This is a genomic window from Sphingobium sp. YBL2, from assembly GCF_000943805.1.
In the GTDB taxonomy this organism is placed as follows: domain Bacteria; phylum Pseudomonadota; class Alphaproteobacteria; order Sphingomonadales; family Sphingomonadaceae; genus Sphingobium; species Sphingobium fuliginis.
This window is the reverse complement of the sequence record NZ_CP010954.1, coordinates 3,750,089-3,775,721: the sequence shown is the minus strand read 5'-3', so window position 1 is coordinate 3,775,721 and position 25,633 is coordinate 3,750,089. Positions and strand designations below refer to the sequence as shown.

Below are 25,633 nucleotides of genomic sequence, written 5' to 3'. Positions count from 1 at the left end.
GCCGATGGCCGACCACGCCGTCTCCGACGATCCCGCCGTCCAGGCCCAGCTCGACCGCCTCGCAACGCTGTCGCCGGGCGCCGACATATTGGGTTTGGACCGCATCGCCCGCCTGCTTGACCGCATCGGCAACCCCCATCGCGCCCTGCCCCCCGTCTTCCACGTTGCGGGCACCAATGGCAAGGGCTCGACCTGCGCCTTCCTGCGCGCCGCGCTGGAGGCGGACGGGAAGACGGTCCATGTCTTCACCTCTCCTCATCTGGTCCGCTTCAACGAGCGCATCCGCATCAGCGGCAAGCTGATCTCCGACGAGGCGCTGGCTCATTACCTCTCGCGCGTGCTCGACGTTGCGGAAGGGATCGGCGCCAGCTTCTTCGAAGTCACCACAGCCGCCGCTTTCCTTGCCTTTTCCGAACATCCAGCCGACGCCTGCATCGTGGAAGTGGGCCTTGGCGGCCGCCTTGACGCCACCAACATCATCGAAAAACCCGTGATCTGCGGTATCGCGCAGCTTGGTCTCGACCATCAAAGCTTCCTCGGCACCACGCTCAGGGAAATCGCCGCCGAAAAGGCCGGCATCGCCAAGCCCGGGGCGCCGCTGGTGACGCAGCGCTATGCCGACGCGCTTTTCCCCGTGATGCTGGAGGCCGCCGCCCGCAACCGGACCCATTGGTTCGCCATGGGCGAGAGCTGGGATGCGGCGGCCTACCGGGACCGCCTCCACTATCGCGACGATCAGGGGCGGCTCGACACGCCCTTGCCGCGCCTGCCCGGCGCACACCAGATCCATAATGCCGCCCTCGCCTTCGCCATGCTGCGGCACCAGAATGTCGTGCCCGTCAGCGAAGCCGCGTTGAAGGCCGCTCCGCTCTGGGCGCATTGGCCGGCCCGCCTGCAAAGGCTGGACCATGGTCCCTTGCTCGCGCCTCTTCCCAAAGGGACCGAGGCCTGGCTGGACGGCGGCCACAATGCCGGCGCGGGCGAGGCGATCAGCGCCTTTTTCAGCAGCGAGCGGCTTGAGGGGCATAAGCTCGAACTGATGATCGGCATGCTGTCGAACAAGGAACTGGACGCCTATCTCCATCCCTTTGCCGGCCGGATCGCGCATATCCACGCCCTGCCGGTGCCAGGTCACGATCATCATCCGCCCGAACGCTTCGCCGCCGTCGCCGATCGGTGGGGCATTGCCTGCACCGCGCATGCGGGCCCCGAAGACGCCATTGCCGCCGTCGCCGCTCAGCCGGGCCGTGAACCCAAGCTGCTGATTTCCGGCTCGCTCTATTTGGCCGGGGAAATTTTGCGACTTAACGGTCAATATCCCGACTGAATTTACTTGCGATTGACTCGCAATAGCGTACTCTTGCCTTCCGACGACAAGGCAGAAGGTACGAACGTATGGCCCATGGAGAGTCCCCCTCCCTCGATCAGCCCCGTCCGCTTCCCGGCGGCTACGGCACCCGCCTGTTCCTCTATGTGATGCGCCGCATGGCGACGGCGGGGGTCAACGATGCCCATGCCGCCAATGCGATGCTGGGCGCCTTCGGCCGCAGCTATCGCCGCCCGCTCGTGCTGATGCGGGCGATGATGCTGGAACTGGCGCGGACATCCAGCCGCAGGATATTGATCGCACCCTGCTGTTGTTCGCGCATGACGAGCGACGAGGCGCTGATGATTCAGGCGATCGGCAGCGCGCTGCGCAGGCCCCGCTCGGCTTATGACGATGTCGCCGCGCTACTGGGCAATGACCATGCCTTGGGCGCGCTCACCTGCCTGCAAGCGGTCGCCCAGGCGCATCGCGACCTCGGTCGGCCACTTGACCTTTACGCCGGGGGCTGAGGGGCTGCCGCGCTCCCGACACTGGCGTCGATCAATCCTGCGCGCATCATCAGCCAGAACAGGACGATGCCCGGCACCGCCAGCGCCGTGGTCAGCAGGTAGAAATCGACATAGCCGAACCGTTCGATCATCGCGCCCGCCGTCGTTCCCGTCAGGAACCGTCCGACGATGCTCGCAGCCGCCGAAATCAGCGCATATTGCGCGGCGGTGAAGCGCAGGTCGCAGAGCGCGGAGAAATAGGCGACCACCGTCACCCCGCCGATGCCGCTCGCGAAATTTTCGAAGCCGATCGCGCCGGCCATGCCCCAGTTGCTCTTGCCCAGCGCCGCCAGCAGCGCGAAGCTGAAGTTGGAGACGCCCATCAGCAACAGGCTGACCAGCACCGACCGCTTCATTCCCATGCGCGCATACAGCACGCCGCCGACGAAAATTCCGATCAGATAGGCCCAGAAGCCGATCCCGACGTCGTAGATGGCGATTTCGTCATTGGTGTAGCCCATGTCGTCGAACAGCAGGCGGAAGGTGAGGTTGGCCAGCGTATCCCCGATCTTGTGCAGCAGGATGAACAGCAGCACCAGCCAGGCGCCGCGCCGGCGGAAGAATTCCACCAGCGGCCCCGCGATCGAGTCCCAGACTTCGCCCAGACCCCGCCGCGCCGTGGGTTCGCGGTGCCGCTCCGGCTCGCCCAGCACCAGCCCGGTCAGCATCGCGGGAAGCGCGAATATGGCGCAGGCCAGATAGGCGCCATGCCAGCCGATCCGGGCCGCCAGCACCAGCGCCAGCGCACCCGCCGCGACCGATCCGATGCGCCAGCCATATTGCGACATGCCCGACCCGACGCCCAATTGCTCCGGCCGCAATGTCTCGATCCGGTAGGCGTCGATCACGATGTCGAAAGTGGCGCCCGCGACGCCGACCAGGATCGCCGCATAGGCCGTCTGCAAAAGGCCGGTGGTGGGATCGACCAGCGCCAGATTGGCGACCGCCGCCATCACGAACACCCCCGCGACCAGCAGCCAGCTCACCCGCTGCCCCAGCCGGCCGATGACCGGCAACCGAACGCCGTCGACGACCCAGGCCCACAGCCATTTGAGATTATAGACCAGGAAGGCAAGGGTGAAGGCCGTCACGGCCTTCTTGTCGATGCCGTCCTGCGCCAGCCGGGTGGTCAGCGTGGCACCGATCATCGCATAGGGAAAGCCCGACGATATGCCGAGAAAAAATGCCCCCAAAGGCGCCTTCTGCACATAGGGCTTCACCGCATCCAGCCAGTTGGCCGAGCCCTTCGCGATGTCGGTCATAAATTGGTGCGCCCCCCGGGAATGATTATCCGGCCACCATATGGGCAAATGCGGTGGAGGCAAGCCGTCCGGCAATCTTATATCGGGCCCGGATCAGGCGGCGTCCTCGAACAGGTGAAGACCGTCGGGAAAACGGGGCAATGCCTTTCCCCGAAGCAGGGCATCCACGACATCGATCGCCGCCAGCAGATCGCGCGGCGCATAGGGCTTGGCCAGGCATCCCAGGGCCATTTCCCGCGCGTCGACAGGGCAGGCCCCCGTCACGAACAATACCGCCACGCCTCTGCCCGCCGCAAAGCGCGCAAGATCGATGCCGGTCTTCTCCCCATGCAGGGTCACGTCCGCGATCACCAGATCGACGCTTTCCTCCTGCATGATGGTGACTGCATGGGCATATTCGTCGACGGTAGCGGCCACGCGATAGCCGGCCATTTCCAGCACATGCTCATTGTCGAAGGCGACCAGCGGCTCATCCTCGACCACCAGCACGCTGCGTATGGCCTTGCGCCGCCCCCGCGCTTCGGCTTCCCCTTTTACCAGCCCGAAAAACATTTGCCGATCCGCCCCATTTGCGCCATTCACCCGACCAACGTGCAAGGCCCCGAAGGGGTTTCCCGTCGTCCCGGCGCATGGGCGCAAGGACAGCACCATTCGTCAATTTCCCGGCCTTCCGGATATGGGAAGGCCACCCTGTTTTGAAAAGGAACTCTTCCGTGGAACCGCCGAAAAAATCTGGGCCGCCCCGTCGGCCGGGCTCCGGTGGTCCCAGGCGTCCGACGGGCGCCAAACCGGCGCCGGCATCACGCCCGGCCCGCCCGCCCGTCAAGAAGGCTAGGACGGCGCCCGCAAAGCCCGCCAATCCCCATCCTGCCCGCGCTGCCGCCGCCGCCAGCGGCAAGAACGAACCGCAACGCATCGCCAAATTGCTCGCCCGCGCAGGCGTCGCCTCCCGGCGGGAGATCGAGCGGATGATCGAGGAGGGACGGATCACGCTCGACGGCGAAGCGGTTTCGACCCCCGCCACCCTCCTCACTTCGCTGCACGGCGTCGCGGTCGACGGGAATCCGGTCGCCGCACCGGCACCTGCGCGCCTGTTCCTCTTCCACAAACCGGCGGGTTTCCTGACGACCGAACGCGACCCCCGCGGCCGTCCGACCATTTATGACAAGCTGCCCGCCGACCTGCCGCGCGTCATGCCGATCGGCCGGCTCGACATGACGACCGAAGGCCTGCTGCTGCTCACCACCGATGGGGAGTTCAAGCGGCAGATGGAGCTGCCCTCCACCGGCGTCCCGCGCACCTACCGCGCCCGCGCCTTCGGTGAAGTCAGTCAGAACCAGCTGGAGGACCTGTTCGACGGGCTGGAGATAGACGGCATACGCTATGGCCGGATCGAGGCCAATCTGGAACGCCGCACCGGCCGCAACCAGTGGATCGAAATGACGCTGACCGAAGGCAAGAACCGCGAAGTCCGCCGCGTGCTCGAACATCTGGGGCTTCAGGTGAACCGGTTGATCCGCACCAGCTACGGCCCCTTCCATCTGGGCGAGCTGGCATCCGGCGCGGTCGAGGAAGTGCGGCAGCACGATCTGGTCGTCTTCCGCAAGAGCCTTGGGAAACCCTGACCCCCTCCGTTCGCCCTGAGCCTGTCGAGGGGCCCTTCTTTTCTGGAACGAGCCAGCCCATGAGAATAATTGCAGGCCAATGGCGGGGTCGCCCCCTTACCGCCCCCAAGGGCGACGCAACACGCCCTACGGCGGACCGCACCCGGGAAACCCTGTTTTCCATGCTGCTGAGCCGGATCGGCTCCTTCGAGGGGCTGAGCGTCGGCGATTTCTTCGCGGGCTCGGGCGCTCTGGGGTTCGAAGCGCTCTCGCGCGGCGCGGCAAGCTGCATCTTCGTGGAACAGGACCGCGCGGCGCTGGACGCGATCCGGGCCAATGGCGACAAGCTGGGCATCCGCCCCGACATCCGCCAGAGCAGCGTCCTGTCGCTGGGTCCGGCAAGCGAGCCGCTCGACCTCATCTTCATGGATCCGCCCTATCAGAGCGGCGCTGGCATGGTGGCGCTGGACAAGCTGAGCCGCCTGGGCTGGACCGGCCCCGCAAGCTGGATCAGCATCGAAACCGACCGGCGCGAGGATGTGGCCGTAAAGGGCTTTACCGTGGAGACGACCCGTGACGTTGGAAAGGCCCGACTGACGCTGCTGCGCGCAACGGAGCGCGCCGAATAGTGCGGCGGGGATTGGGCAAAGTGATGGCGCGACGGACATGACCATGGGCCATCTCCGCGGCTGCGCATTGCACCCAGGCTGCGACCGGAATATCGGGACCAGCCCCGGCGACCTTGCTGACGGTGCTCGACCGGCACAGCCTGACCGGCGGCGCGACCGGACCGGGCATGGCGACCATGATCGCCGCCATGCCCGGCCTGGCAAGCATCAACGCCGCTTGCGCATGGACTTGGGCGCTTCGCTCCGGTTGATGCAGCTATCCTGCACGGTCCTGCTGCACAGCGGATAATCCTTCTGCTCGGTCGGCGGCGGCGTCATATTGCCACCCACGGTCGCGGGATTGGCTGAGGTTCCGACAGGAGCGGAGGGATCACGCGGAACGCCGGCAGGAGCCGGTTGCATGCCCGTGTCCGGCGGCACGGCTCCGGTCGGCTGCCCCGCATTGGGATCGGCGGCTGGGGGCGGTGTCGCGGGCGTCGCCGGAGTGGCCGGGCTGGCTGGCGTCGCTCCCGGTTCGGCGGGGGTCGCCGGCGTCGCAGGCGTCGCGCCCTGGTCGGGCGGAGGCGGCGTATCGGCGGCGGGCGGCTGCGCCGAAGCCGGCATGTCCTGCGCGATCGCAATGCCGGTAACGCCGGTGCCGAAGGCCAATATGGCCGCACCTGCCAACAGGATCGATTTCATCGGGATCATCCTTTCCTTTGTTCTCGCCCCGTTCTGCCGTTTGGGCTGAACAAAGAACCGGATGCGCGATGCCTGCGTTCCGGCCCGGGCGACGAGCCGTTGCGGATGCGCCGCCAGACGATCCTGCCCGTCGGCCTCAGGCCTCGGGGTAGCGCTGGAACTTGGGCAGTTGATGCGCGCCCTCCATCCATGGCGCAGCCTCGGCAAATTGGACGTGGATGGCTGGCGGCAGGTTCGACTGGTCGTCCAGCGTTCCGGTCTGGATGTCGATCATGCCGGGGAAAACGGCGGCATTGCGGTAGAAAAGGCCCGTACCGCAGGTTCCGCAAAATTCCCGCGTCACATTGTCGGAGGACCGGTATGCCACCGGCCGACCCGTCACCGTCACCTGTTCTTCAGGGAACAGGGCCCAGCCCACCATCGGCGCGCCCGCGCTTTTCCGGCAATCCGAACAATGGCACAGCGCGCTATAGGCCGGCTCGCCCTGCGCTTCGTAATGGATCGCCCCGCATTGGCACCGCCCCGAGAACATGGCCTTTACTCCTTGCATGATTCGCCTTTTGTTCTCATAGAAGGAGCAACGGTGCAAGGGCCGCCCGCCCTTGCCGCTTCCCGCCCGGCATCCTAGTTGATAGCGCATGACTCTGCCCGCTCCCTCCCCCGACGATCCCCCCTATCTCCAGGGGCTGAACGAACCCCAGCGGGAGGCCGTGCTCACGACCGAGGGGCCGGTGCTGGTGCTTGCAGGCGCCGGCACGGGCAAGACGGCAGCGCTCACCGCTCGCCTCGCCCATCTGATCGCCACCCGTCGGGCCTATCCTTCGGAAATCCTCGCAGTCACCTTCACCAACAAGGCGGCGCGCGAAATGCGGGAACGCGTCGGTCGGATGATCGGCCCCGCCGTCGAAGGCATGCCCTGGCTGGGCACCTTCCACGCCATCGCCGCGAAGATGCTGCGCCGCCATGCCGAACTGGTGGGGCTGCAATCCAATTTCACCATCCTCGACACGGACGATCAGCTTCGCCTGATGAAGCAGCTCATCCAGGCGGAGGGAATCGACGAGAAGCGCTGGCCCGCACGCCAGCTCGCCGGCCTCATCGACCAGTGGAAGAACAAGGGGCTGACGCCGGAGGAAATCGGCGCCGGCGAGAGCGAGGGCTATGCCAACGGAAAGGGGCAGAAGCTCTACGCCGCCTATCAGGCGCGTCTTCGGGACGTGAATGCCTGCGATTTCGGGGACTTGCTGCTGCATGTTCTGACGATTCTGAAACGCCATCGGGACGTGCTGGAAAGCTATCAGCAGCGCTTCCGCTATATCATGGTGGACGAATATCAGGACACCAACAGCAGCCAGTATCTGTGGCTGCGCCTGCTCGCCCAGCAGCGCAAGAACATCTGCTGTGTGGGAGACGACGACCAGTCTATCTATTCATGGCGGGGGGCGGAAGTCGCCAATATCCTGCGGTTCGAAAAGGATTTTCCCGGCGCGAAGATCGTCCGGCTGGAACAGAATTATCGCTCGACACCCCATATATTGGGCGCTGCGTCAGGAGTGATCGCGGAAAATGGCAATCGCCTGGGCAAGACGCTCTGGACCGACATCGACGTGGGCGAGAAGGTCCGCATCATCGGCGTCTGGGACGGGCCGGAGGAAGCGCGGCGCGTGGGCGACGAGATCGAATCGATCGAACGCAGCGGCCAATCGCTGGAGGGGGTCGCCATCCTCGTCCGGGCCCAGCACCAGACGCGCGAGTTCGAAGACCGCTTCATCCAGATCGGCCTGCCCTATCGCATCGTGGGCGGCTTCCGCTTCTATGAACGCGCCGAGATCCGGGACGCGCTCGCCTATCTTCGCCTGGTCAATCAGCCCGCCGATGACCTGGCGTTCGAACGGATCGTCAACGTCCCCAAGCGCGGCCTGGGCGACAAGGCCGTGGAAAAGCTGCATCGGCTTGCCCGGGCGGAGGGCGTTCCGCTTGCCCTCGCCGCCGCGCGAATCCTCGACACGGACGAGATGACGCCGCAGGCCCGCCGCAGCCTTGGCGCCTTCATCGGCGATCTCGCCCGCTGGCGGGACCGCGCGGTGCAACTTCCCCATGCCGAACTGGCCCGACAGATATTGGACGAAAGCGGCTACACCGCCATGCTCCAGGCCGAACGCACCGCCGAAAGCGCGGGAAGGCTGGAGAACCTCAACGAACTGACCCGCGCCATGGAGGAATATGAGACGCTGGGCGCATTCCTGGAGCATGTAAGCCTCGTCATGGACAATGAGGCGCAACAGGACGAGCGCAAGGTCACGATCATGACCATCCACGCCGCCAAGGGGCTGGAGTTCGACACGGTCTTCCTCGCGGGGTGGGAAGAAGGCATCTTCCCCTCCCAGCGCGCGCTCGACGAAGGCGGCCTCAACAGCCTGGAGGAGGAACGCCGCCTCGCCTATGTCGCGATCACGCGGGCGAGGAAGTCCTGCGTCATCCTGCACGCCGCCAACCGCCGCATCTATGGCCAGTGGACCAGCTCCATCCCTTCGCGCTTCGTCGGGGAATTGCCTCCCGAACATGTGGAGGAGGAAAGCAGCATGTCCGGCGGCGCCTCGCTCTGGCGCGCCAACTGGTCGGAGCGGGCCGATCCCTTCGCCAATGTCCAGCGCGGCACCGGTCGCGGCCCCGGGTGGCAGCGCGCCCAACAGAGCGGACAGTTCACCCGCGAACCCGCAAGGATCGTGGAGGCGCGCGCATCAGCGGTCTCGCTCGGCAACAAGGGGCGGGATGACATGAGCGTCGGCCTGCGCGTCTTCCACCAGAAATTCGGCTACGGCACGGTGGCGGAGATCGAAGGCAACAAGCTGGAGATCGATTTCGAAACGGCGGGTCGGAAGCGGGTGATGGACAGCTTCGTCCAGCCTGCCTAGCCGTCAATCGAGCCTTTTCTCAAGACCGCCGTCCAATACGTAGATACCGGATGAAATAGCGGTGGCAGGTACCGTTTTGTATGGGAATGATAAAGATGGGTGGATTCAGGGACCTTCCGCTATCGGATGGTAAAGCGTTATACCGGACATCCGGATTTACCAAAGAGGCCGGCGCGAGAACAATAATCGCAGCAATGATGGGATTGTTGGCATCAGTCACTGGTTCAGCGAACGCCAGCAGCATTGTGGGGCCAGGACGGTTTTGCGGCTATTCACCGATTATCGACCTGCGAGATGGTGAGAAGGTCACGACTTTGGAAGGCGGGATACACGGAGGCAGCTTCCGCTGGGAAGGTGCTTTCGGGACCCTCGAAGTGCATGGAGTAGGATGGGCCAGTCGTCCGAAGGGTCGGATTGTTAAGGCCCACTCTTCCAACAGTCCTGCACGATTTGCACAAAAGCGAGCGGAAGGCCTTTACCAAATAGCAATCTGGAATGGCGAACACGGCGCTGCCTATTTCACATCGCCAAAATCGTTCACCCGTCCTCAATTGGATGCAATTGATCGGGTAGAACTATTTGAGGAAGGTCAGTCGCCATCCAACTGCAAATTGCGTACCATCTTCTCTTGGGAGTAGCCAAAGTCGGGCAGGTTTTGGTCGCGGTTTCATCCGATACGAACGACCGGCAATGGTCGCTTGCCGCTATTACACGCCCAGCCACTCCAGCCCGCCCGCAAGCTCATCTGCCGAATAATCGATCTGCAAGACTCGACGGTGGCCCATGACGCTCGCCGCCTCCGAGGCGTGTAGGATGGGAGTTGAATACACCCACACGTCGCCAGTCTTGGCGAGGCAGGTGTAAATGCCGGATTGAGCAACAACATCATCATATTGTTCGACCGGTACGCGCCCACCGACATGAGAGCCTGGAGCAATCAACAGCGGCGAATTTTGAGCGGGCACGTCGTCCAGATGAACCCGAAGGGTCAACATCCGGGCCAGCAGTTCAAACGGCGGCGCGACATGCTGCATTCCGCCTTTGATCGTCCATGGCCCATAACCCTCGACATCGATCCGCCGCTTCACGCAGATTGTGCGGTCCTGATGCCATCCCAACGACCAGTCCGTTGCAGCGGTTTTGTCAAACAGGATTGCACGAACGGGGCGGCATCGCGATCCAAGAAATTCTGCTGCAACGGAGCCTATTGCGCCATTTGCAGCCAGAAAAGGCCGGAGGCCTTGGATGCCGTGGATACGAACGCCTGCCTGCTCATGAGGAAGTTCACGCAACGCCGCACATATGTCTGGAAGCAGCGGCAATACAGCAGCGGGAATGTGCTGTGCCCCGTCTTTGGCGAGAGTAAGGTTCTCGAGGTGCGCCGCTTGCTTCATCGCACCATGTAAAGCACTGACCTACGCCGCAGCAATGTCTGGTTTCGGATCGCTTGCACGGAGGTGCGAGCAGCAAGAAACGGTCGATTCCAGACGCTTCTTTCACCGGTCAGATTCTGCACTTAAACTAGCAACTGAGGATCAGCCATAGTAACCCAACGGCAACAACATACGCAAAAAGCATCCTATTTTCCCCACAGGCGGCCATTCCACCTGTCCTATCCCGCCCCGGCCAGCCTACCAGGCTCCGTCTTTGAAACGTCTGATATATTGGGTTCCTACGCATATGCGTGCGCGGGCGCACGCGCGCATACACTATGAACTTCGGCGGAAAGCGGCAGAAATCAGCCGCAAAACATCAGCCTACAATCCTGATCGGATCGAGAAGCTGGCCCATGGCGAGCTACTTCAGATGATAGGGGAAAGTTGGTGGAGCCTAGCGGGATCGAACCGCTGACCTCCTGCATGCCATGCAGGCGCTCTCCCAGCTGAGCTAAGGCCCCATCGTTGCGCGGCATCATACCGCATCCCAATGGATCAGGCCATGTCCGGCATAAAGCCGTCGGCCAAATATAGAACACTCCTTGCGTGGCTTTGGAGTGTTAATCGAGGTCACTTGCAACCTCGCCACACTCCTCGCTTGCGCTCGGGAGTTTTTCGGGAAAATGTCCCCCGGACATTTTCTTTTCCCGAAAAACTGGTGGAGCCTAGCGGGATCGAACCGCTGACCTCCTGCATGCCATGCAGGCGCTCTCCCAGCTGAGCTAAGGCCCCGTTTTCCAGTGTCGGCGCCGTTGGGGCGGCGCCTCGGAGGCCGCTGCCATTAGGTGGCGGCGAACTCCTTGGCAAGCACAAAATTCAATTAATTGTCGTCGTCGCCATCGTCCCCGCCGGCGTCGACGCCCAGATCGTCGTCGCCGCCCAGATCGACGTCATTGTCCGGCGAATCGCCGTCATCATCCACGTCCAGATCCAGGTCCAGATCGTCGTCCGCCGTCTCGATCTCGCCATCGGCGGTTTCGATGACCTTCTTGGGCGCTTCCTCATAGGGCAGCGGCTGCTTCGACTTCAGCACCGGTTCCGGTTCCCAGGCCGTGCCGCAGTTGATGCAGGTGACCGGGTCATCCTTGCCCAGGTCGTAGAAGCGCGTGGCGCATTTCGGGCAGGTACGCTTCGTGCCCCATTCAGCCTTGACCATGTCCGGCCTTGTCCTTCTCTTGCGAGTGCTCAAAACAGAAATTACGCGGCACGACAGGGTCGCCCGCGAAGAGACGGCGCCTTGCCATAGCGAAACCGCGCTGTCAAAAGCCGGGCGCATTTTTTCAAGTTTTGCAGACGGATTGACCCGTGACCGCTTCTTCCGACCAGCCCATGTCCATGACCTTCACCGCCGCCCCGGCCCTTTCCGGCTCGATCGCCGTGCCGGGCGACAAGAGCATTTCGCACCGCTCGCTGATGCTCTCCGCGCTGGCCGTGGGCGAGAGTCGGGTCGAAGGGCTGCTGGAGGGTGAGGACGTCCTCGCCACCGCCGCCGCCATGCGGGCGATGGGCGCGGACATCCGCAGGGATGCGGACGGCATCTGGCACATCCATGGGGTGGGCGTCGGCGGCCTGCTCCAGCCGGAAAGCGCGCTCGACATGGGCAATAGCGGCACCTCCACCCGCCTGCTGATGGGACTGGTCGCAAGCCACGCCATCACCGCCACCTTCGTGGGCGACGCCTCCCTCAGCAAGCGCCCCATGGCCCGCGTCACCGATCCGCTGTCGCGCATGGGCGCCAGCTTCACCACCAGTCCCGGAGACCGCCTGCCCCTTACCATGCGCGGCGCCTGCCCGGCCGTGCCGCTGGACTATCGCCTTCCCGTGGCATCGGCGCAGGTCAAGTCGGCCATCCTGCTCGCCGGCCTCAACACTCCCGGCATCACCCGCGTGGTCGAACCGATCCCCACCCGCGACCACAGCGAACGCATGCTCAAGGGCTTCGGCGCGGACCTCAACGTGGAGGTCGAAGCCGACGGCACCCGCATCATCACGCTCAAGGGCGAAGCCGAACTCCACCCGCAATCGATCATCGTTCCCGGCGACCCCTCCTCCGCCGCTTTCCCGATGGTTGCAGCCCTGCTGGTTCCGGGATCGAACGTGACCATCGCCAATGTCGGCCTCAACGCGACGCGCGCCGGGCTGGTCGATCTGCTGCGCGAGATGGGCGGCGACATCCTCATCGAAAACCCGCGCGAAGTCGGCGGCGAGCCGGTGGGCGATCTCGTCATCACGGCCTCGACGCTGAGGGGCGTCGAGCCCGATCCGGCCCGCGCCCCGTCGATGATCGACGAATATCCCGTCGCCTTCATCGCCGCCGCCTTGGCGCAAGGGCGCAGCATCTTCCGCGGCCTGGAAGAATTGCGCGTCAAGGAATCGGACCGCATCGCCACCATGGCGGCAGGCTTGCGCGCCATCGGCGTGCAGGTCGAGGAACTGGAGGACGGCATCGTCATAGAGGGCAGCGGTGGCGCGCCCCTCCCCGGCGGCGGCCCCGTCGCGACGAAGCTGGACCACCGCATCGCCATGAGCTTCGCGGTCGCAGGCCTCGTGTCCAGCAATGGCGTCACCATCGACGACATGCGCCCCGTCGCGACCAGCTTCCCGGGTTTCACCGCTTTGCTGCAATCGCTCGGCGCACTTGCATGACGTTCGACCTTGCCAATATCCTGGGACTGATCGGCAGCGGCCTGATGGTCATTGCCTATGCCTATAGCAACATGGCGAAGGTGCTGAGCTTCACCCTCTTCAACCTGCTTAACCTGGTCGGCGCGGTGCTGCTGATCTACTCGCTGACGGTTCATTTCAACGTCGCGTCGATGGCGCTGGAAGTCATATGGGCCTTCATCGCCCTGATCGGCCTCGCCAAGGCGCTGCGGAAAGGCAAAGCATCATGATCATCGCCGTCGACGGCCCCGCCGCATCGGGCAAGGGCACCATCGCCAGGGCGCTGGGCCGGCATTACGGCCTGCCCGTGCTCGATACCGGCCTGCTCTATCGCGCCGTGGGCCTTGCCGTGCTCAAGGCCAGCGGCGACCCGGACCATGAAGCCGATGCGCTCGCCGCCTGCGACTTCGACGACGCCATGCTGAAAGATCCCGCGCTGCGCAGCGAAGCCGTCGGCTCGCTCGCCTCCCGCGTATCGATCCACCAAAGCGTCCGGCAGGCCCTCGTCAGGCGCCAGCGCGACTTCGCCACCCAACCCGGCGGCGCGATCCTGGACGGGCGCGACATCGCCACCGTTATCGCCCCCGATGCCGACGCCAAGATCTTCGTCACCGCCAGCGTCCATGTCCGCGCCCAGCGCCGCTATCAGGACGCGCTCGACCATGGCGGCCATCCCGACATGGACAGCCTGATCGCGGACATCCAGGCCCGCGACACCCGCGACATGAGCCGCGATCATGCGCCGTTGCGCATGGCCGATGGAGCGGACTTGCTCGACACCAGCAATTTGACTATAGACGCCGCCGTCCAGCAGGCCATTGCACTGGTGGACGCCCAGTTGGAACGTCGGCAACAGGCCTGACGCGATGCCGGGTGCCGGGGATTCCCAGGCGCCCTTTTCGCTTGTCCACAGGGCGTCGACTCGACATGGCCGAACGGATGTTCGCATGGGTATCCGGCCCTGCGGGCGCTTTGGCCTGAAAGACCACCGGACACAACCGGTAGGCCAGCAATGACGAGTGAAGGACTTACCTATGGCCTCTACGGCATTCCCCTCGCGCGACGATTTCGCCGCGCTTCTCAATGATTCTCTCGGTGGCGAGGATGGCGGCTTCGAAGGCCGCGTCGTCAAGGGCACCGTTACCGGCATCGAAAACGACATGGCGCTGATCGACGTCGGCCTGAAGTCGGAAGGCCGCGTGCCGCTGCGCGAATTCGCCGCGCCGGGCCAGAAGGCCGACCTGAAGGTCGGTGACGAAGTCGAAGTCTATGTCGACCGCGTCGAAAACGCCCATGGCGAAGCCATGCTGTCGCGCGACCGCGCCCGCCGCGAAGCCGCCTGGGACAAGCTGGAAGCCGAGTTCACCGAGAACGCCCGCGTCGAAGGCGTCATCTTCGGCCGCGTCAAGGGCGGCTTCACCGTCGACCTGGACGGCGCCGTTGCGTTCCTGCCCGGCAGCCAGGTCGATATTCGTCCGGTTCGCGACGTCACCCCGCTGATGGACATCCCGCAGCCCTTCCAGATCCTGAAGATGGATCGCCGCCGCGGCAACATCGTCGTGTCGCGCCGCGCCATCCTGGAAGAAACCCGCGCCGAACAGCGCTCGGGCCTCATCCAGACGCTGGCCGAAGGCCAGATCATCGAGGGCGTCGTCAAGAACATCACCGACTATGGTGCGTTCGTTGACCTGGGCGGCATCGACGGCCTGCTGCACGTCACCGACCTCAGCTACAAGCGCATCAACCACCCGAACGAGATGATCAACATCGGCGACACCGTCCGCGTCCAGATCATCCGCATCAACCGCGACACCCAGCGCATCAGCCTTGGCATGAAGCAGCTGGAAAGCGATCCGTGGGAAGGCGCCGCCGCCAAATATCCGGTCGGTGCGAAGCTGTCGGGCCGCGTCACGAACATCACCGAATATGGTGCGTTCGTCGAGCTGGAGCCGGGCATCGAAGGTCTGGTCCACGTTTCGGAAATGTCCTGGACGAAAAAGAACGTCCACCCCGGCAAGATCGTTTCGACCAGCCAGGAAGTCGACGTCATCGTCCTGGAAGTCGATCCGGAAAAGCGCCGCATCTCGCTCGGCCTCAAGCAGGCCCAGAACAACCCCTGGGACAGCTTCGCCGAACGTCACCCGATCGGTTCGACCGTCGAGGGCGAAGTCAAGAATGCCACCGAGTTCGGCCTGTTCATCGGCCTGGACGGCGACGTGGACGGCATGGTCCACATGTCGGACATCGCATGGGGCATTTCGGGCGAGGACGCGCTGGCCCTGCACCGCAAGGGCGAGACGGTTCAGGCCGTCGTTCTCGACATCGACGTCGAGAAGGAGCGCATCAGCCTTGGCATGAAGCAGCTTGAGCGTGGCGGCCCGGCCGCTGGCGGCACCACCGCCGCTGCCGCTGGCCTCAACAAGAACCAGACGGTCACCGTCACGGTTCTGGAAGTCCGCGACGGCGGCCTGGAAGTCCAGGCCGGCGAAGATGGCGCCACCGGCTTCATCAAGCGCAGCGACCTTGGCCGCGACCGCGACGAACAGCGTCCGGAACGCTTCCAGATCGGCCAGAAGTTCGACGCCATGGTCACCGGTTTCGACCGCGCCAAGAAGCCGACCTTCTCTGTCAAGGCCCTTCAGATCGCTGAAGAGAAGCAGGCTGTGGCGCAATATGGTTCGTCCGACAGCGGCGCCTCGCTGGGCGACATCCTGGGCGAAGCACTCAAGGCCAAGAGCGAGGGCTAAGCCCTCCTTCGGTATCTAACTTAAGTAATATGGCCCGCCGGAACTTAACTCCGGCGGGCTTTTTCTATTCCCAAAATGAGAATGACATACCGATATTGGCTGATTGTCACAGCCATGAGGATTCATTATAAATAAACAGGGAACCAGAAGGGGGAGTCTGGAGGACCAATGATACGCTCGGAACTGATTCAGAAATTGGCTGAGGAAAATCCAAACCTCAACCTCCAGGAAGTGGAAAGGATCGTCGATCTTTTCTTCAAGGAAATAGTCGACCGCCTCTCCAGCGGCGGGCGAGTGGAACTTCGGGGCTTCGGCGCCTTTACGACACGGGCGCGCGACGCGCGTACCGGCCGCAATCCGCGCACCGGTGAACAGGTGCCGGTGGACGCCAAGCGGGTTCCCTATTTCAAACCCGGAAAGGAAATGCGGGAACGGCTGAATGGCAAAGCTGCCCACTGATCCAACCACATCCTTGACCTGTGCGTCGTTAGCCTTCAGGGGGTAACGGCCTCAAGCGGACGTGGCGAAATCGGTAGACGCAGCGGACTTAAAATCCGCCTCCCCCTGGGAATGCGGGTTCAAGTCCCGCCGTCCGCACCACAGCCTTTCACGGCATCTTTTCCGGTTTCCAGTGCTTATCGCTGGATATCCGCTGCATTTGTGGCGATGATCGGTCATGGCCGGCGCGATCAACCCACAGAGCTTCAGCGATTCCCTCGTCATCCTGGGGGCCGCGGGGCTCGTCATCCCCGGCTTCGCGCGGCTGCGGATCAGCCCGGTCATCGGCTTCATCCTCGTCGGGCTGGCGGTGGGGCCGTCGGGATTGGGCGCTTTGGTGGGCCAATATCCCTGGCTCTATCATGTCACCATTTCCAACAGGGCGGCGATAGAGCCTTTTGCCGAACTGGGCGTCATCCTGCTGCTTTTTTCCATCGGACTCGAACTCAGTTTTCGTCGTCTCTGGACCATGCGGACACAAGTATTCGGCGTCGGCGCGGCAGAATTGATCGGCGGCGGTACGCTGATTGCACTTGGCCTTTACTTGCTGGGCCAGCCACCGGCAGGCGCTTTCGGCCTGGGCCTCGCGCTGGCGCTGTCGTCCACGGCCGTGGTGCTGCCGATGGTGGGCACGCAAAGCGCCGTCGGCCGCGCGGCCTTTTCCATGCTGCTTTTCGAGGATCTGGCCCTCGTCCCCATCATCTTCATGCTGGGCGCGCTTGCTCCCTCGGTCGCTGCCAGTCCGGACGGCCCGTGGGGCGAACTGGCCGACACGCTGATCAAGAGCGGGATCACCATCGCCATCATGCTGGTCCTTGGCCGCCTCTGCCTGCCGCATATCTTCAGCCAGGCCGCCCGCACCAAGAGCCCGGAGGTGTTCCTGGCCGCCAGCCTGCTGGTCGTCATCATATCCAGCATGGCGACCTCGATCGCCGGCCTGTCTCCGATCGTCGGCGCGCTCCTTGCCGGGCTGCTGATCGCGGAAACCGATTATCATGGCGAGGTCGAGGTCATGACCGCGCCGTTCAAGGGACTGGCGCTAGGGGTCTTCCTCATCACCGTCGGCATGGGCCTTGACGTGCGCGTCATCCTGGCTAACTGGCCTACGCTCATTTTGGCGATGGTGGGCGTGGTCCTTGCCAAGACCATCGTCACCGCGGCCCTGCTCTACCTGTCGGGCGCGAGGAAGGGCGTGGCGCTGGAAGTCGGCGTGCTGATGTCCAGCCCTTCGGAAACCACATTGATCGTATTGTCCGCTGCCGCTGCGGCCCAGTTGATCCTTCCTTCCACCGCAGCCTTCTGGCAGATCGTGACCGCTATCGGCCTTACCATCACGCCGCTGCTCGCACGGCTGGGACATGACATTGCGCGGCGGCTGGAAATGGCGCTGGGCGAAGAGGCGCCGGAAATCAACGAAGACCATGCCGAGGCGGCCGCCGTCGTAATCGGCTTCGGGCGCGTGGGGCGCATGATCTGCGACCTGCTCAACCTGCACAAGCAGCGTTTCATCGTCGTGGAATCCGACCCGGACGTCGTTGCGGAAGCTCGGCGCGGAGGGTATCCCATATTGTTCGGCGACGTGTCCCGCACCGAAATGCTCGACAAGCTTCGTCTCGGCCATGCACGGGCCCTGATCCTGACGATGGACGATCCTGTCCTGTCGGTTCGGGTGACGAAGCGTGTGCGGGGATGGGTGCCCGATCTGCCGATTATCGCGCGCGCACGGGACACCGATCATGCGGCCCAGCTCTATCGCGCCGGGGCCAGCGATGCGGTTCCGGAGACGCTCGAAAGTTCGCTCCAACTGGCGGAGACCGCGCTGGTCGACCTGGGCGTGGCGATGGGACCGGTGATCGCCTCCATCCACCAGACGCGGGAGGATTTGCGCATGGGCATCAAGGATGCCGCGCAGCTCGAAACCGCGCCCAAGCTGCGGCGGCTGCGGGCCGATGAGGTGCCTTAGGACGGACCTTGCGGTGGGCTGAAAACCGACCAGCCGGTGCGATGGGCCAGTTCTTCAAGCGCCAGCGTGCCAAGCTGGCTATTGCCATTTTCGTTCAGGCCAGGCGACCAGACGGCAATGGACGCGCGACCCGGCACGATCGCCAATATGCCGCCGCCTACCCCCGACTTGCCCGGAATGCCGACGCGGAAGGCGAAATCGCCCGAAGCGTCATAATGGCCGCAGGTCAACATCAAGGCGTTGATCCGCTTGGCCCGGCTGGACGAGACGACCCGTCCGCCCTCGGGATGCCGGCCATCGAGCATCAAATAGCGGCCCGCAAGTGCGAGTTGACGGCAACTCATCTCGATCGCGCATTGGTGAAAATAGGTGCCAAGCACCAGATCGACCGGATGATGGATATTGCCGAAGGCGCGCATGTAATTGGCCAGCGCCATATTGCGAAAGCCGGTCGCCGTTTCCGACGCCGCGACGGTTTCATTGATGGCGATGCCGTCGTCGCCCGCCAGATAGCGGACGAAGCGCAGCATTTCTCCAATCGCGACGCGGGGTTGATGACCGCCCAGATTGACGTCCGCGACGACGACGGCGCCCGCGTTGATGAAGGGATTTCGCGGTATGCCCTGTTCCTGCTCCAGCTGAACGATGGAATTGAAGGCGTTGCCGGACGGTTCCCGCCCTACCCGCTGCCAAAGCTGATCGCCTATCTTGCCGAGCGCGAGCGTCAGGGCGAACACCTTGGAGATGGACTGGATCGAAAAGCCGGTGGCGCAGTCCCCTCCCTCGATCAACCGGCCATCGGCGGTCGCGACAGCGATGCCGAACTGGCCGGGATCGACCTTGGCCAGTTCCGGAATATAGCTGGCGACCGTGCCGCGATCTTCCCGGCTCGCAGCATGAGCGACGATGTCAGCAATGATCGCGGGCAAGTCCATGAGCAGATCGGCGTCCCACCAGGCAGGGTTGGATGAAAATGACTTGATAGAACGCCGCCGGCTCCTGCCCAACATAGCTGGGCAGGAAATTCTGAAAAGGGCTATGTGCTGCTGGCAGGACAGGCGGCACGATGAGCCATCCGCCTCAATCCCACAGCCTCAAGCCGTCGCCTTGGCCAGTGCCCGATATTTGTGGAGCAGCGGTTCGGTATAGCCGTTGGGCTGCGCCACGCCCTCGAAGACCAGGGCGCGGGCCGCCTGCCAGGCAAGGCTGTCCGGGTTGCCGCTCATCGGCCGGTAGAGCGGGTCGCCCGCATTCTGGGCATCGACCTTGGCGGCCATGCGGGTGAAGGCGGCGTCGACCTGCTCCTTCGTGCAGACGCCGTGAAGCAGCCAGTTCGCCATATGCTGCGAGGAGATGCGCAGCGTGGCGCGGTCTTCCATCAGGCCGATGTCATGAATGTCGGGAACCTTGGAGCAGCCGACGCCCTGATCGATCCAGCGGACGACATAGCCAAGGATGCCTTGCGCGTTATTGTCCAGTTCCTGGGCGATTTCCTCTTCCGACCAGTTGCGGCCCGGCTGCGCGACCGGAATGGCCAGCAGCTTGTCGAGGGGTGCGATGGCTTCGGCCTTGCGTTCCGCCTGGCGGGCGAAGACGTCGATGCGGTGATAATGAGTCGCGTGCAGCGTCGCCGCCGTGGGGGACGGAACCCAGGCCGTGTTGGCGCCGCTCCTGGGATGGCCGACCTTCTGGTCCAGCATGTCGGCCATGCGATCCGGCGCGGCCCACATGCCCTTGCCGATCTGGGCGCGGCCCGACAGGCCGCAGGCGAGGCCGATCTGGACGTTGCGGTCCTCGTAAGCCGTGATCCAGTCGCTGGTCTTCATCTCGCCCTTGCGGATCATCGGGCCGGCGCGCATCGATGTGTGCATCTCGTCCCCGGTGCGGTCCAGGAAGCCGGTGTTGATGAAGACGATGCGGTTCCTCACCGCCTCGATGCAGGCGGCCAGATTGGCGGAGGTGCGGCGCTCCTCATCCATGACGCCGACCTTCAGGGTGTGGCGGTTGAGGCCCAGAAGGTCTTCGATGGCGTCGAACAGGCGGTTGGTGAAGCCGACTTCTTCGGGGCCGTGCATCTTCGGCTTGACGATATAGACGCTGCCGGTGCGGCTGTTGCCGCCTTCACGCTTCAGATCATGCAGGGCGATCAGCGTGGTGACGATGCCGTCGAGAATGCCTTCGGGCGCTTCCTGCCCGTTGGCGAGCAGGACGGCGGGCGTGGTCATCAGATGGCCGACATTGCGGACGAACAGCAGGCTGCGGCCCGGCAGGGTGAAGGTGCTGCCGTCGGGCGCGGTATAGCCGCGGTCGGGGTTGAGGGCGCGGGTCATCATGGCGCCGTTCTTCTCGAACGTGTCGGTGAGGTCGCCCTGCATCAGGCCGAGCCAATTGGAATAGGCGGCGACCTTGTCCTCCGCGTCGACGGCGGCGACGGAGTCCTCGAGATCGCAGATGGTGGTGAGCGCGGATTCGAGGATGACGTCGGCTATGCCCGCCGGATCGTCCTTGCCGATGGGGTGCGCGCGATCGAAGACGACTTCGATGTGCAGGCCATTATGGCGGAAGAGTCGGCCCTTCTCGCTCCGTCCGAGATATTGGCCGTGATCGGCAAGCTGGATGTCGTCGCTGGCGAGCTTGGCCCAGGAGCCGTTGGCGAGCGGTATCGCTTCGTCCAGGAAGGCCTTCGCCCAGGCGATGACCTGCGCGCCGCGCTGCGCGTCATAGCCCTTGCCGGCCGCCGCGCCGGGAATCGCGTCGGTGCCGTAGAGCGCGTCGTAGAGGCTGCCCCAGCGCGCATTGGCGGCGTTCAGCAGGAAACGGGCGTTGAGGATGGGAACGACCAGCTGCGGTCCGGCGAGGCGCCCTATTTCCTCATCGACATTTTCGCTGCCGATCTGAAACGGCGCAGGTTCGGGGACGAGATAGCCGATGTCGCGCAGGAATGCCTGATAGGCGGCAGCGTCAACAGGCTGGCCCGCCCTTTCCCGATGCCAGCCGTCGATCTGCGCCTGAATCGCGTCGCGCTTGGCCAGCAGCGCCGCATTTTCCGGCGCGAATTGCGCGAAGATCCCGGCGGCGCCACGCCAGAAAGCACCGGCATCGATGCCCGTGCCGGGAAGCGCGCGCTCCTCGATGAAGGTGGCGAGTTGCTGCGCGACCTTGAGGCCCGCGCGATCGGTCATGCTGGTCATGGATGGTCTCCTTTGAACGGGACCATAGACGGGGTGCATTATGCGCGGTAGATGATATTATTCGAATTCAGATTTTCCTCTGGTGAAACAAATGATGGACCCGGATTATGATCTTTTCGCGACGATCGTCGACGAAGGCGGCATGGCGGCGGCGGGACGAAGATTGCATGTCTCGCCCGCCATGGTGTCGAAGCGGCTGGTCCGGCTGGAGGATCGGCTGGGCACCCGGCTGATCCACCGGACGACGCGGCGGCTGGCGCTGACTCCGGCCGGCGAACGGCTGCATGAAGACCTGCGCGCGATCATGGCCGCGCTGGACGCGGCGGAGCGGCGCGTCTCCGGCGCTTCGGCGGAGGCGACAGGGACGCTACGGGTATCCGCGCCGACATCCTTCGGGCGCATGCACGTCGCACCCTATCTGGGCCGGTTTCTGGAGGCGCACCCCAAGGTCCGGATGCAGATAGATTTGTCGGACGACTATGCCGACCTGCTGGCGACCCGCGCGGACCTGGCCATCCGCATCACGGCCGATCCAGGCCAGGGCCTTGCCGCTCATCGGCTGGCGACCAACCGGCGCGTGCTATGCGCTGCCCCCGATTATCTGACGCGCTTCGGCATGCCGCAGACCGCCGCCGATCTTCGCAAGCACCGCCTGCTGGCGGCGGAGGGACAATTGCCCTGGCGCCTGCTCGGACCCAGGGGCCCGGTCCTGATCGAGGGCGACAGCCATGTCCGCACCAATAGCAGCGAAATGGTCCGGGAACTGGCGCTTTCCGGGGTGGGCGTCGCCCTGCGCTCGCTCTGGGACGTGAGCGACGCCCTGGAGCGGGGCGATATTCGGCAGATCATGCCGGATCATGAGGGATCGGCGGATGTCGGCCTCTATGCCGTTCATCTGCCACAGAATAATCCGCCACTCGCCATCACCGCCTTCATTGATTTTCTTGTCGGACTATATGCCCCCAGCCCGCCATGGGAGCGGTCGGGCATTGCCCGCGCGGAAAAGCGGCTTTAAGGGCCATTTCATGGACGAAAACACCCGGCGCGCCGCCCTAGACTATCACCGCTATCCGCAACCCGGAAAGCTGAGGATCGAACCGACCAAGCGCATGGTCAACCAGCGCGACCTGGCGCTGGCCTATTCGCCCGGCGTCGCCGCGCCCTGCGTCGACATTGCCGCAGATCCCGAAAAGGCGATGGACTATACCGCGCGGGGCAATCTGGTCGCGGTGATCTCCAACGGAACGGCAGTGCTGGGCCTGGGCTCCATCGGTGCGCTGGCCTCCAAGCCGGTGATGGAGGGCAAGGCCGTCCTCTTCAAGAAATTCGCAGACATCGACGTATTCGACATCGAAGTCGACACCACCGATCCCGAGAAATTCGTAGACGCCGTCGCCCTGCTGGAACCGACCTTCGGCGGCATCAATCTGGAGGACATCAAGGCGCCGGAATGCTTCGCCATAGAGGCGGAGTTGAAGAAGCGGATGAACATTCCGGTCTTCCACGACGACCAGCATGGCACCGCCATCGTGGTAGCGGCGGCGGTGCGCAATGCACTGGTGTTGCAGGGCAAGACGCTGGCGGATGCCAAGCTCGTCACCTCCGGCGCGGGCGCGGCGGCGCTGGCCTGCGTCGACCTGCTGGTGTCGATGGGCCTCCGACAAGAAAATGTCACGCTGACCGACAAGGACGGCGTCATCCATTCGGAGCGCGAGGGCATGTTGCCGAACATGGCCCGCTATGCCCGCACCACCAATGCGCGGACCCTGCCCGACGTGCTGCCGGGGGCGAACCTGTTCCTGGGCCTTTCCGCGCCCGGCGTGCTGAAGCCCGAATGGCTGCCGCTGATGGCCCCCAATCCGCTGATCTTCGCGCTCGCCAATCCGGAGCCGGAAATCCGCCCCGAAGTGGCGCGGGAGGCGCGGCCCGACGCGATCATCGCCACTGGGCGGTCGGACTATCCCAATCAGGTCAACAACGTCCTGTGCTTCCCCTATATCTTCCGGGGCGCGCTGGATGCGCGGGCGACCGAGATCAACGAGGCGATGAAGGTCGCCGCCGCCGACGCCATCGCCAATCTCGCCCGCATGCCGGCCCATGACAGCGTCGCCCAGGCCTATGGCGGGCGCAAGCTGGTGTTCGGGCCGGACTATATCATCCCCACCCCCTTCGACCCGCGCCTGATCGCGGAGATCGCCTGCGCCGTGGCCAAGGCGGCCATGGACAGCGGCGTCGCCAAGCGGCAGCTCGACCTGGAAGCCTATAAGCGACAGCTCACGCAGCAGAATACGCGGTCGGCCCAGTTGATGCTGCCGGTGTTCGAGGCAGCGCGGGGAACGCAGCGGCGCATCGCCTATGGCGAGGGCGAGGATGAGCGCGTGCTGCGCGCCATTCAGGATGCGCTGGACGAAGGCATCGTCCGCCCGATCATCGTGGCGCGCCGGCGCATATTGAACCAGAAACTGCCCGACCTCGGCCTCAGCTTCGCGCTGGATCGCGATGTCGAGGTGGTCGATCCCGAAACGGACCATCTGCTGATGGGCGAACTGGTCGAGGCGTATCGCGCCGTCGCCGCGCGGCGCGGCGTTTCCTCGGCAGAGGTCGTGCGCCATGTCTACCGCCGGCCCAGCGTCACCGCGGCCATGCTGCTGCGCACCGGACGGGTCGATGCGGCGCTGGTGGGCGGCAACAGCGAATATTGGGGCGAGGTCGAGCATGTGCTGCGCATCATCGACCGCACCCCGGGCAACAGCCGGGTCTATGCGCTTTCCGGCCTTATCCTGGACGCGGGCGCGCTGTTCATCACCGACACCCATATGGTGCCCGATCCCACGCCCGACCAGATTGCGGAAATGGCGCTGCTCGGCGCGACTGAACTCAAGCATTTCGGGCTGACGCCGCGCGTGGCGCTGCTGTCGCATTCCAATTTCGGCGCGTCCCATTCCCCCAGCGCCCGCAAGATGCGGGAGGCGCTCAAGCTGGTGAAGAAGGCCGCGCCGGAACTGATGGTCGATGGCGAGATGCATGCCGATGCAGCGCTCAGCCAGGGATTGCGCGAGCGGCTGATCCCGGATTCGCGGTTCGAGGGGCCGGCCAACCTGCTGGTCATGCCCAATCTCGACGCGGCGAACATCACGCTGACGGCGTTGTCGGCTTCCTCCAGTTCGCCCACGGTCGGGCCGATGCTGGTCGGTCTGGCGCAGCCGATCCATGTGCTGACGCCCGGCGTGACGGCGCGCGGCATCCTGAACCTTACCGCCATAGCCGCGGCGGAGGTGGAACGGGAAGGCTGAAGCCTTAACCTTTTTCTGCAATGGCTTGGGCTGCTACTGGTCGTCATCCCCGCCTCCGCGCGGATGACGACGATCTGGGGTAACGGACGGTTCATGGCGGGACGGGTTTCGACGCGGGTGAAGCTGGCGATCGGCGGCGGTGCGGCGGCGGTGATGCTGTTGCTGGGCCTGTCGTTCGGCCGCGGGCGCGATCTCCCTCCGCAGGACAGGACAAGCGCTCAAAGGAGTGAAGCGCCGGAGCCGGCCAGGTCATCCCCACCGGTCGAGCGCACCCGCGCCCAGCCCCTCGCGGTCGATCCGCACGCCCTGATGGTCAGGCGGGTGCTCCCCATCGAAGGCCCCTTCCGCCATGGCGATTATGTCTGGGACGAAAGCGGCGCGCCGGCGACCGGACGGGTCATCATCACCGTTGACCTCAAGGCGCAGACATTGTCGGTATTCCGCGCCGGTTATGAGATCGGATCGGCGGTCATCCTCTATGGCGCGGACGACAAGCCCAGTCCGCTTGGCGCGTTCCCGATCACGGAAAAGGACGCCGATCATTATTCGCGGACTTACAACAACGCGCCCATGCCCTACACGCTGCGCCTGACCAGCGACGGCGTGGCGATCCACGGCAGCGACGTCCAGTGGGGCAATGCCACCCATGGCTGCATCGGCGTGCCAAAGCCGTTCGCGAGAAAGCTGTTCGGCGTGGCCAAGGTGGGCGACCTGGTCGTCATCACCAATGGCAGGATGCTGGACACCAGCCAGGCCCGACAGGCCATGTGAGTTGCGCAACTTATTGGCGTAATTGCAATAAAGTCATGTGATCATAACTTGATTTCAATCCGCAACTCTATCATGTGCGGACGGCATTCCTATCGCATCGCAAC

At 64.4% G+C, this 25,633-nt stretch carries 23 protein-coding genes and 3 tRNA genes; 16 read left to right on the top strand and 10 right to left on the bottom strand.

All coding sequences use genetic code 11. The features are described from left to right. Positions 1–4 precede the first annotated feature (4 nt). The gene (locus TZ53_RS17395) at positions 5–1,327 is read left to right on the top strand and encodes a bifunctional folylpolyglutamate synthase/dihydrofolate synthase (RefSeq protein WP_044662101.1); all 1,323 of its coding nucleotides are present in this window, start codon (positions 5–7) and stop codon (positions 1,325–1,327) included. A gap of 68 nt (positions 1,328–1,395) precedes the next feature. Beyond that, positions 1,396–1,836 (top strand): DUF6628 family protein, encoded by a 441-nt coding sequence (locus TZ53_RS17390; protein ID WP_044662100.1) that lies wholly within the window; start codon positions 1,396–1,398, stop codon positions 1,834–1,836. Here the strand turns inward: TZ53_RS17390 and TZ53_RS17385 are convergent. Together TZ53_RS17385 and TZ53_RS17380 are read right to left on the bottom strand one after the other, a co-directional pair. Further along, positions 1,821–3,137: an AmpG family muropeptide MFS transporter gene (locus TZ53_RS17385; protein ID WP_044662099.1), complete on the bottom strand. Its 1,317-nt coding sequence runs from the start codon at positions 3,135–3,137 to the stop codon at positions 1,821–1,823. The two genes, TZ53_RS17390 and TZ53_RS17385, sit on opposite strands and share 16 nt — an antisense overlap. A 93-nt stretch (positions 3,138–3,230) precedes the next feature. Further along, a complete protein-coding gene (locus tag TZ53_RS17380) occupies positions 3,231–3,689 on the bottom strand; it encodes a response regulator (protein WP_025550502.1) in 459 nt (152 codons plus the stop codon). Positions 3,690–3,850: 161 nt separating this feature from the next. On the opposite strand from TZ53_RS17380, the gene TZ53_RS17375 reads away from it, so the two are divergent. Beyond that, complete coding sequence (locus TZ53_RS17375; protein WP_044662098.1) at positions 3,851–4,762, top strand: pseudouridine synthase; 912 nt, start codon at positions 3,851–3,853, stop codon at positions 4,760–4,762. A gap of 59 nt (positions 4,763–4,821) precedes the next feature. Continuing rightward, on the top strand, positions 4,822–5,370 hold the full coding sequence (gene rsmD / locus TZ53_RS17370; protein ID WP_044662097.1) for a 16S rRNA (guanine(966)-N(2))-methyltransferase RsmD: 549 nt from the start codon (positions 4,822–4,824) through the stop codon (positions 5,368–5,370). 207 nt (positions 5,371–5,577) lie between these two features. Here rsmD and TZ53_RS17365 read toward each other — a convergent pair whose 3' ends face one another. Both TZ53_RS17365 and TZ53_RS17360 read right to left on the bottom strand, forming a co-directional pair. After that, a complete protein-coding gene (locus tag TZ53_RS17365) occupies positions 5,578–6,051 on the bottom strand; it encodes a hypothetical protein (protein ID WP_044662096.1) in 474 nt (157 codons plus the stop codon). A gap of 136 nt (positions 6,052–6,187) precedes the next feature. Next, a complete protein-coding gene (locus TZ53_RS17360) occupies positions 6,188–6,583 on the bottom strand; it encodes a GFA family protein (RefSeq protein ID WP_025550496.1) in 396 nt (131 codons plus the stop codon). 106 nt (positions 6,584–6,689) lie between these two features. On the opposite strand from TZ53_RS17360, the gene TZ53_RS17355 reads away from it, so the two are divergent. Together TZ53_RS17355 and TZ53_RS26235 are read left to right on the top strand one after the other, a co-directional pair. Beyond that, entirely contained in the window at positions 6,690–8,966 is a 2,277-nt protein-coding gene (locus tag TZ53_RS17355; protein WP_044662095.1) for an ATP-dependent helicase, read from the top strand. Positions 8,967–9,052: 86 nt separating this feature from the next. Next, positions 9,053–9,604: a hypothetical protein gene (locus TZ53_RS26235; protein WP_238320067.1), complete on the top strand. Its 552-nt coding sequence runs from the start codon at positions 9,053–9,055 to the stop codon at positions 9,602–9,604. 69 nt (positions 9,605–9,673) lie between these two features. Here the strand turns inward: TZ53_RS26235 and TZ53_RS17350 are convergent, their stop codons facing one another. The 4 genes from TZ53_RS17350 to TZ53_RS17335 form a co-directional block, all read right to left on the bottom strand. Then, positions 9,674–10,360: a phytanoyl-CoA dioxygenase family protein gene (locus tag TZ53_RS17350; RefSeq protein ID WP_044662094.1), complete on the bottom strand. Its 687-nt coding sequence runs from the start codon at positions 10,358–10,360 to the stop codon at positions 9,674–9,676. Between the two features lie 427 nt (positions 10,361–10,787). Next, positions 10,788–10,863, bottom strand: a tRNA-Ala gene (locus tag TZ53_RS17345). Between the two features lie 195 nt (positions 10,864–11,058). Beyond that, positions 11,059–11,134: transfer RNA gene (locus TZ53_RS17340), tRNA-Ala, on the bottom strand. 88 nt (positions 11,135–11,222) lie between these two features. Continuing rightward, a complete protein-coding gene (locus tag TZ53_RS17335; protein ID WP_007688826.1) occupies positions 11,223–11,558 on the bottom strand; it encodes a TIGR02300 family protein in 336 nt (111 codons plus the stop codon). A gap of 149 nt (positions 11,559–11,707) precedes the next feature. Between TZ53_RS17335 and aroA the strand changes: the two genes are divergently transcribed. The 7 genes from aroA (at position 11,708) to TZ53_RS17300 (ending at position 18,274) form a co-directional block, all read left to right on the top strand. Continuing rightward, positions 11,708–13,048, top strand: coding sequence for a 3-phosphoshikimate 1-carboxyvinyltransferase (gene aroA, locus TZ53_RS17330; RefSeq protein ID WP_044662093.1), 1,341 nt, complete (start codon positions 11,708–11,710; stop codon positions 13,046–13,048). Continuing rightward, positions 13,045–13,296: a CBU_0592 family membrane protein gene (locus TZ53_RS17325; RefSeq protein WP_007688823.1), complete on the top strand. Its 252-nt coding sequence runs from the start codon at positions 13,045–13,047 to the stop codon at positions 13,294–13,296. The genes aroA and TZ53_RS17325 overlap by 4 nt, the downstream gene beginning before the upstream one ends. Next, entirely contained in the window at positions 13,293–13,928 is a 636-nt protein-coding gene (gene cmk, locus TZ53_RS17320) for a (d)CMP kinase (protein ID WP_025550487.1), read from the top strand. Before TZ53_RS17325 ends, cmk begins: the two co-directional genes overlap by 4 nt. A 172-nt stretch (positions 13,929–14,100) precedes the next feature. Beyond that, complete coding sequence (rpsA, locus tag TZ53_RS17315; RefSeq protein WP_044662092.1) at positions 14,101–15,813, top strand: 30S ribosomal protein S1; 1,713 nt, start codon at positions 14,101–14,103, stop codon at positions 15,811–15,813. Between the two features lie 168 nt (positions 15,814–15,981). Continuing rightward, positions 15,982–16,272 carry an integration host factor subunit beta gene (locus tag TZ53_RS17310; RefSeq protein ID WP_025549821.1) on the top strand — a complete coding sequence of 97 codons (291 nt, stop codon included), beginning with the start codon at positions 15,982–15,984 and terminating at the stop codon, positions 16,270–16,272. Positions 16,273–16,327: 55 nt separating this feature from the next. Beyond that, positions 16,328–16,413: transfer RNA gene (locus TZ53_RS17305), tRNA-Leu, on the top strand. Between the two features lie 76 nt (positions 16,414–16,489). Continuing rightward, on the top strand, positions 16,490–18,274 hold the full coding sequence (locus TZ53_RS17300) for a cation:proton antiporter domain-containing protein (protein WP_044662091.1): 1,785 nt from the start codon (positions 16,490–16,492) through the stop codon (positions 18,272–18,274). On the opposite strand, the gene TZ53_RS17295 is transcribed toward TZ53_RS17300, so the two are convergent. Together TZ53_RS17295 and TZ53_RS17290 are read right to left on the bottom strand one after the other, a co-directional pair. Then, positions 18,271–19,209 (bottom strand): glutaminase, encoded by a 939-nt coding sequence (locus TZ53_RS17295; protein WP_044663120.1) that lies wholly within the window; start codon positions 19,207–19,209, stop codon positions 18,271–18,273. The genes TZ53_RS17300 and TZ53_RS17295 overlap by 4 nt on opposite strands. A 159-nt stretch (positions 19,210–19,368) precedes the next feature. Next, positions 19,369–21,465, bottom strand: a complete 2,097-nt coding sequence (locus TZ53_RS17290; RefSeq protein WP_044662090.1) for a malate synthase G — start codon at positions 21,463–21,465, stop codon at positions 19,369–19,371. A gap of 91 nt (positions 21,466–21,556) precedes the next feature. Here TZ53_RS17290 and TZ53_RS17285 point away from each other — a divergent pair, with 91 nt between their 5' ends. The 3 genes from TZ53_RS17285 to TZ53_RS17275 all read left to right on the top strand — a co-directional run bounded on the left by TZ53_RS17285 (position 21,557) and on the right by TZ53_RS17275 (position 25,529). After that, complete coding sequence (locus TZ53_RS17285) at positions 21,557–22,480, top strand: LysR family transcriptional regulator (protein WP_025549823.1); 924 nt, start codon at positions 21,557–21,559, stop codon at positions 22,478–22,480. A 10-nt stretch (positions 22,481–22,490) separates the two neighbouring features. Beyond that, positions 22,491–24,758 carry an NADP-dependent malic enzyme gene (locus tag TZ53_RS17280; RefSeq protein WP_025549824.1) on the top strand — a complete coding sequence of 756 codons (2,268 nt, stop codon included), beginning with the start codon at positions 22,491–22,493 and terminating at the stop codon, positions 24,756–24,758. A gap of 93 nt (positions 24,759–24,851) precedes the next feature. Beyond that, positions 24,852–25,529 carry a L,D-transpeptidase family protein gene (locus TZ53_RS17275; RefSeq protein WP_044662089.1) on the top strand — a complete coding sequence of 226 codons (678 nt, stop codon included), beginning with the start codon at positions 24,852–24,854 and terminating at the stop codon, positions 25,527–25,529. The last annotated feature ends 104 nt before the right edge of the window (positions 25,530–25,633 follow it).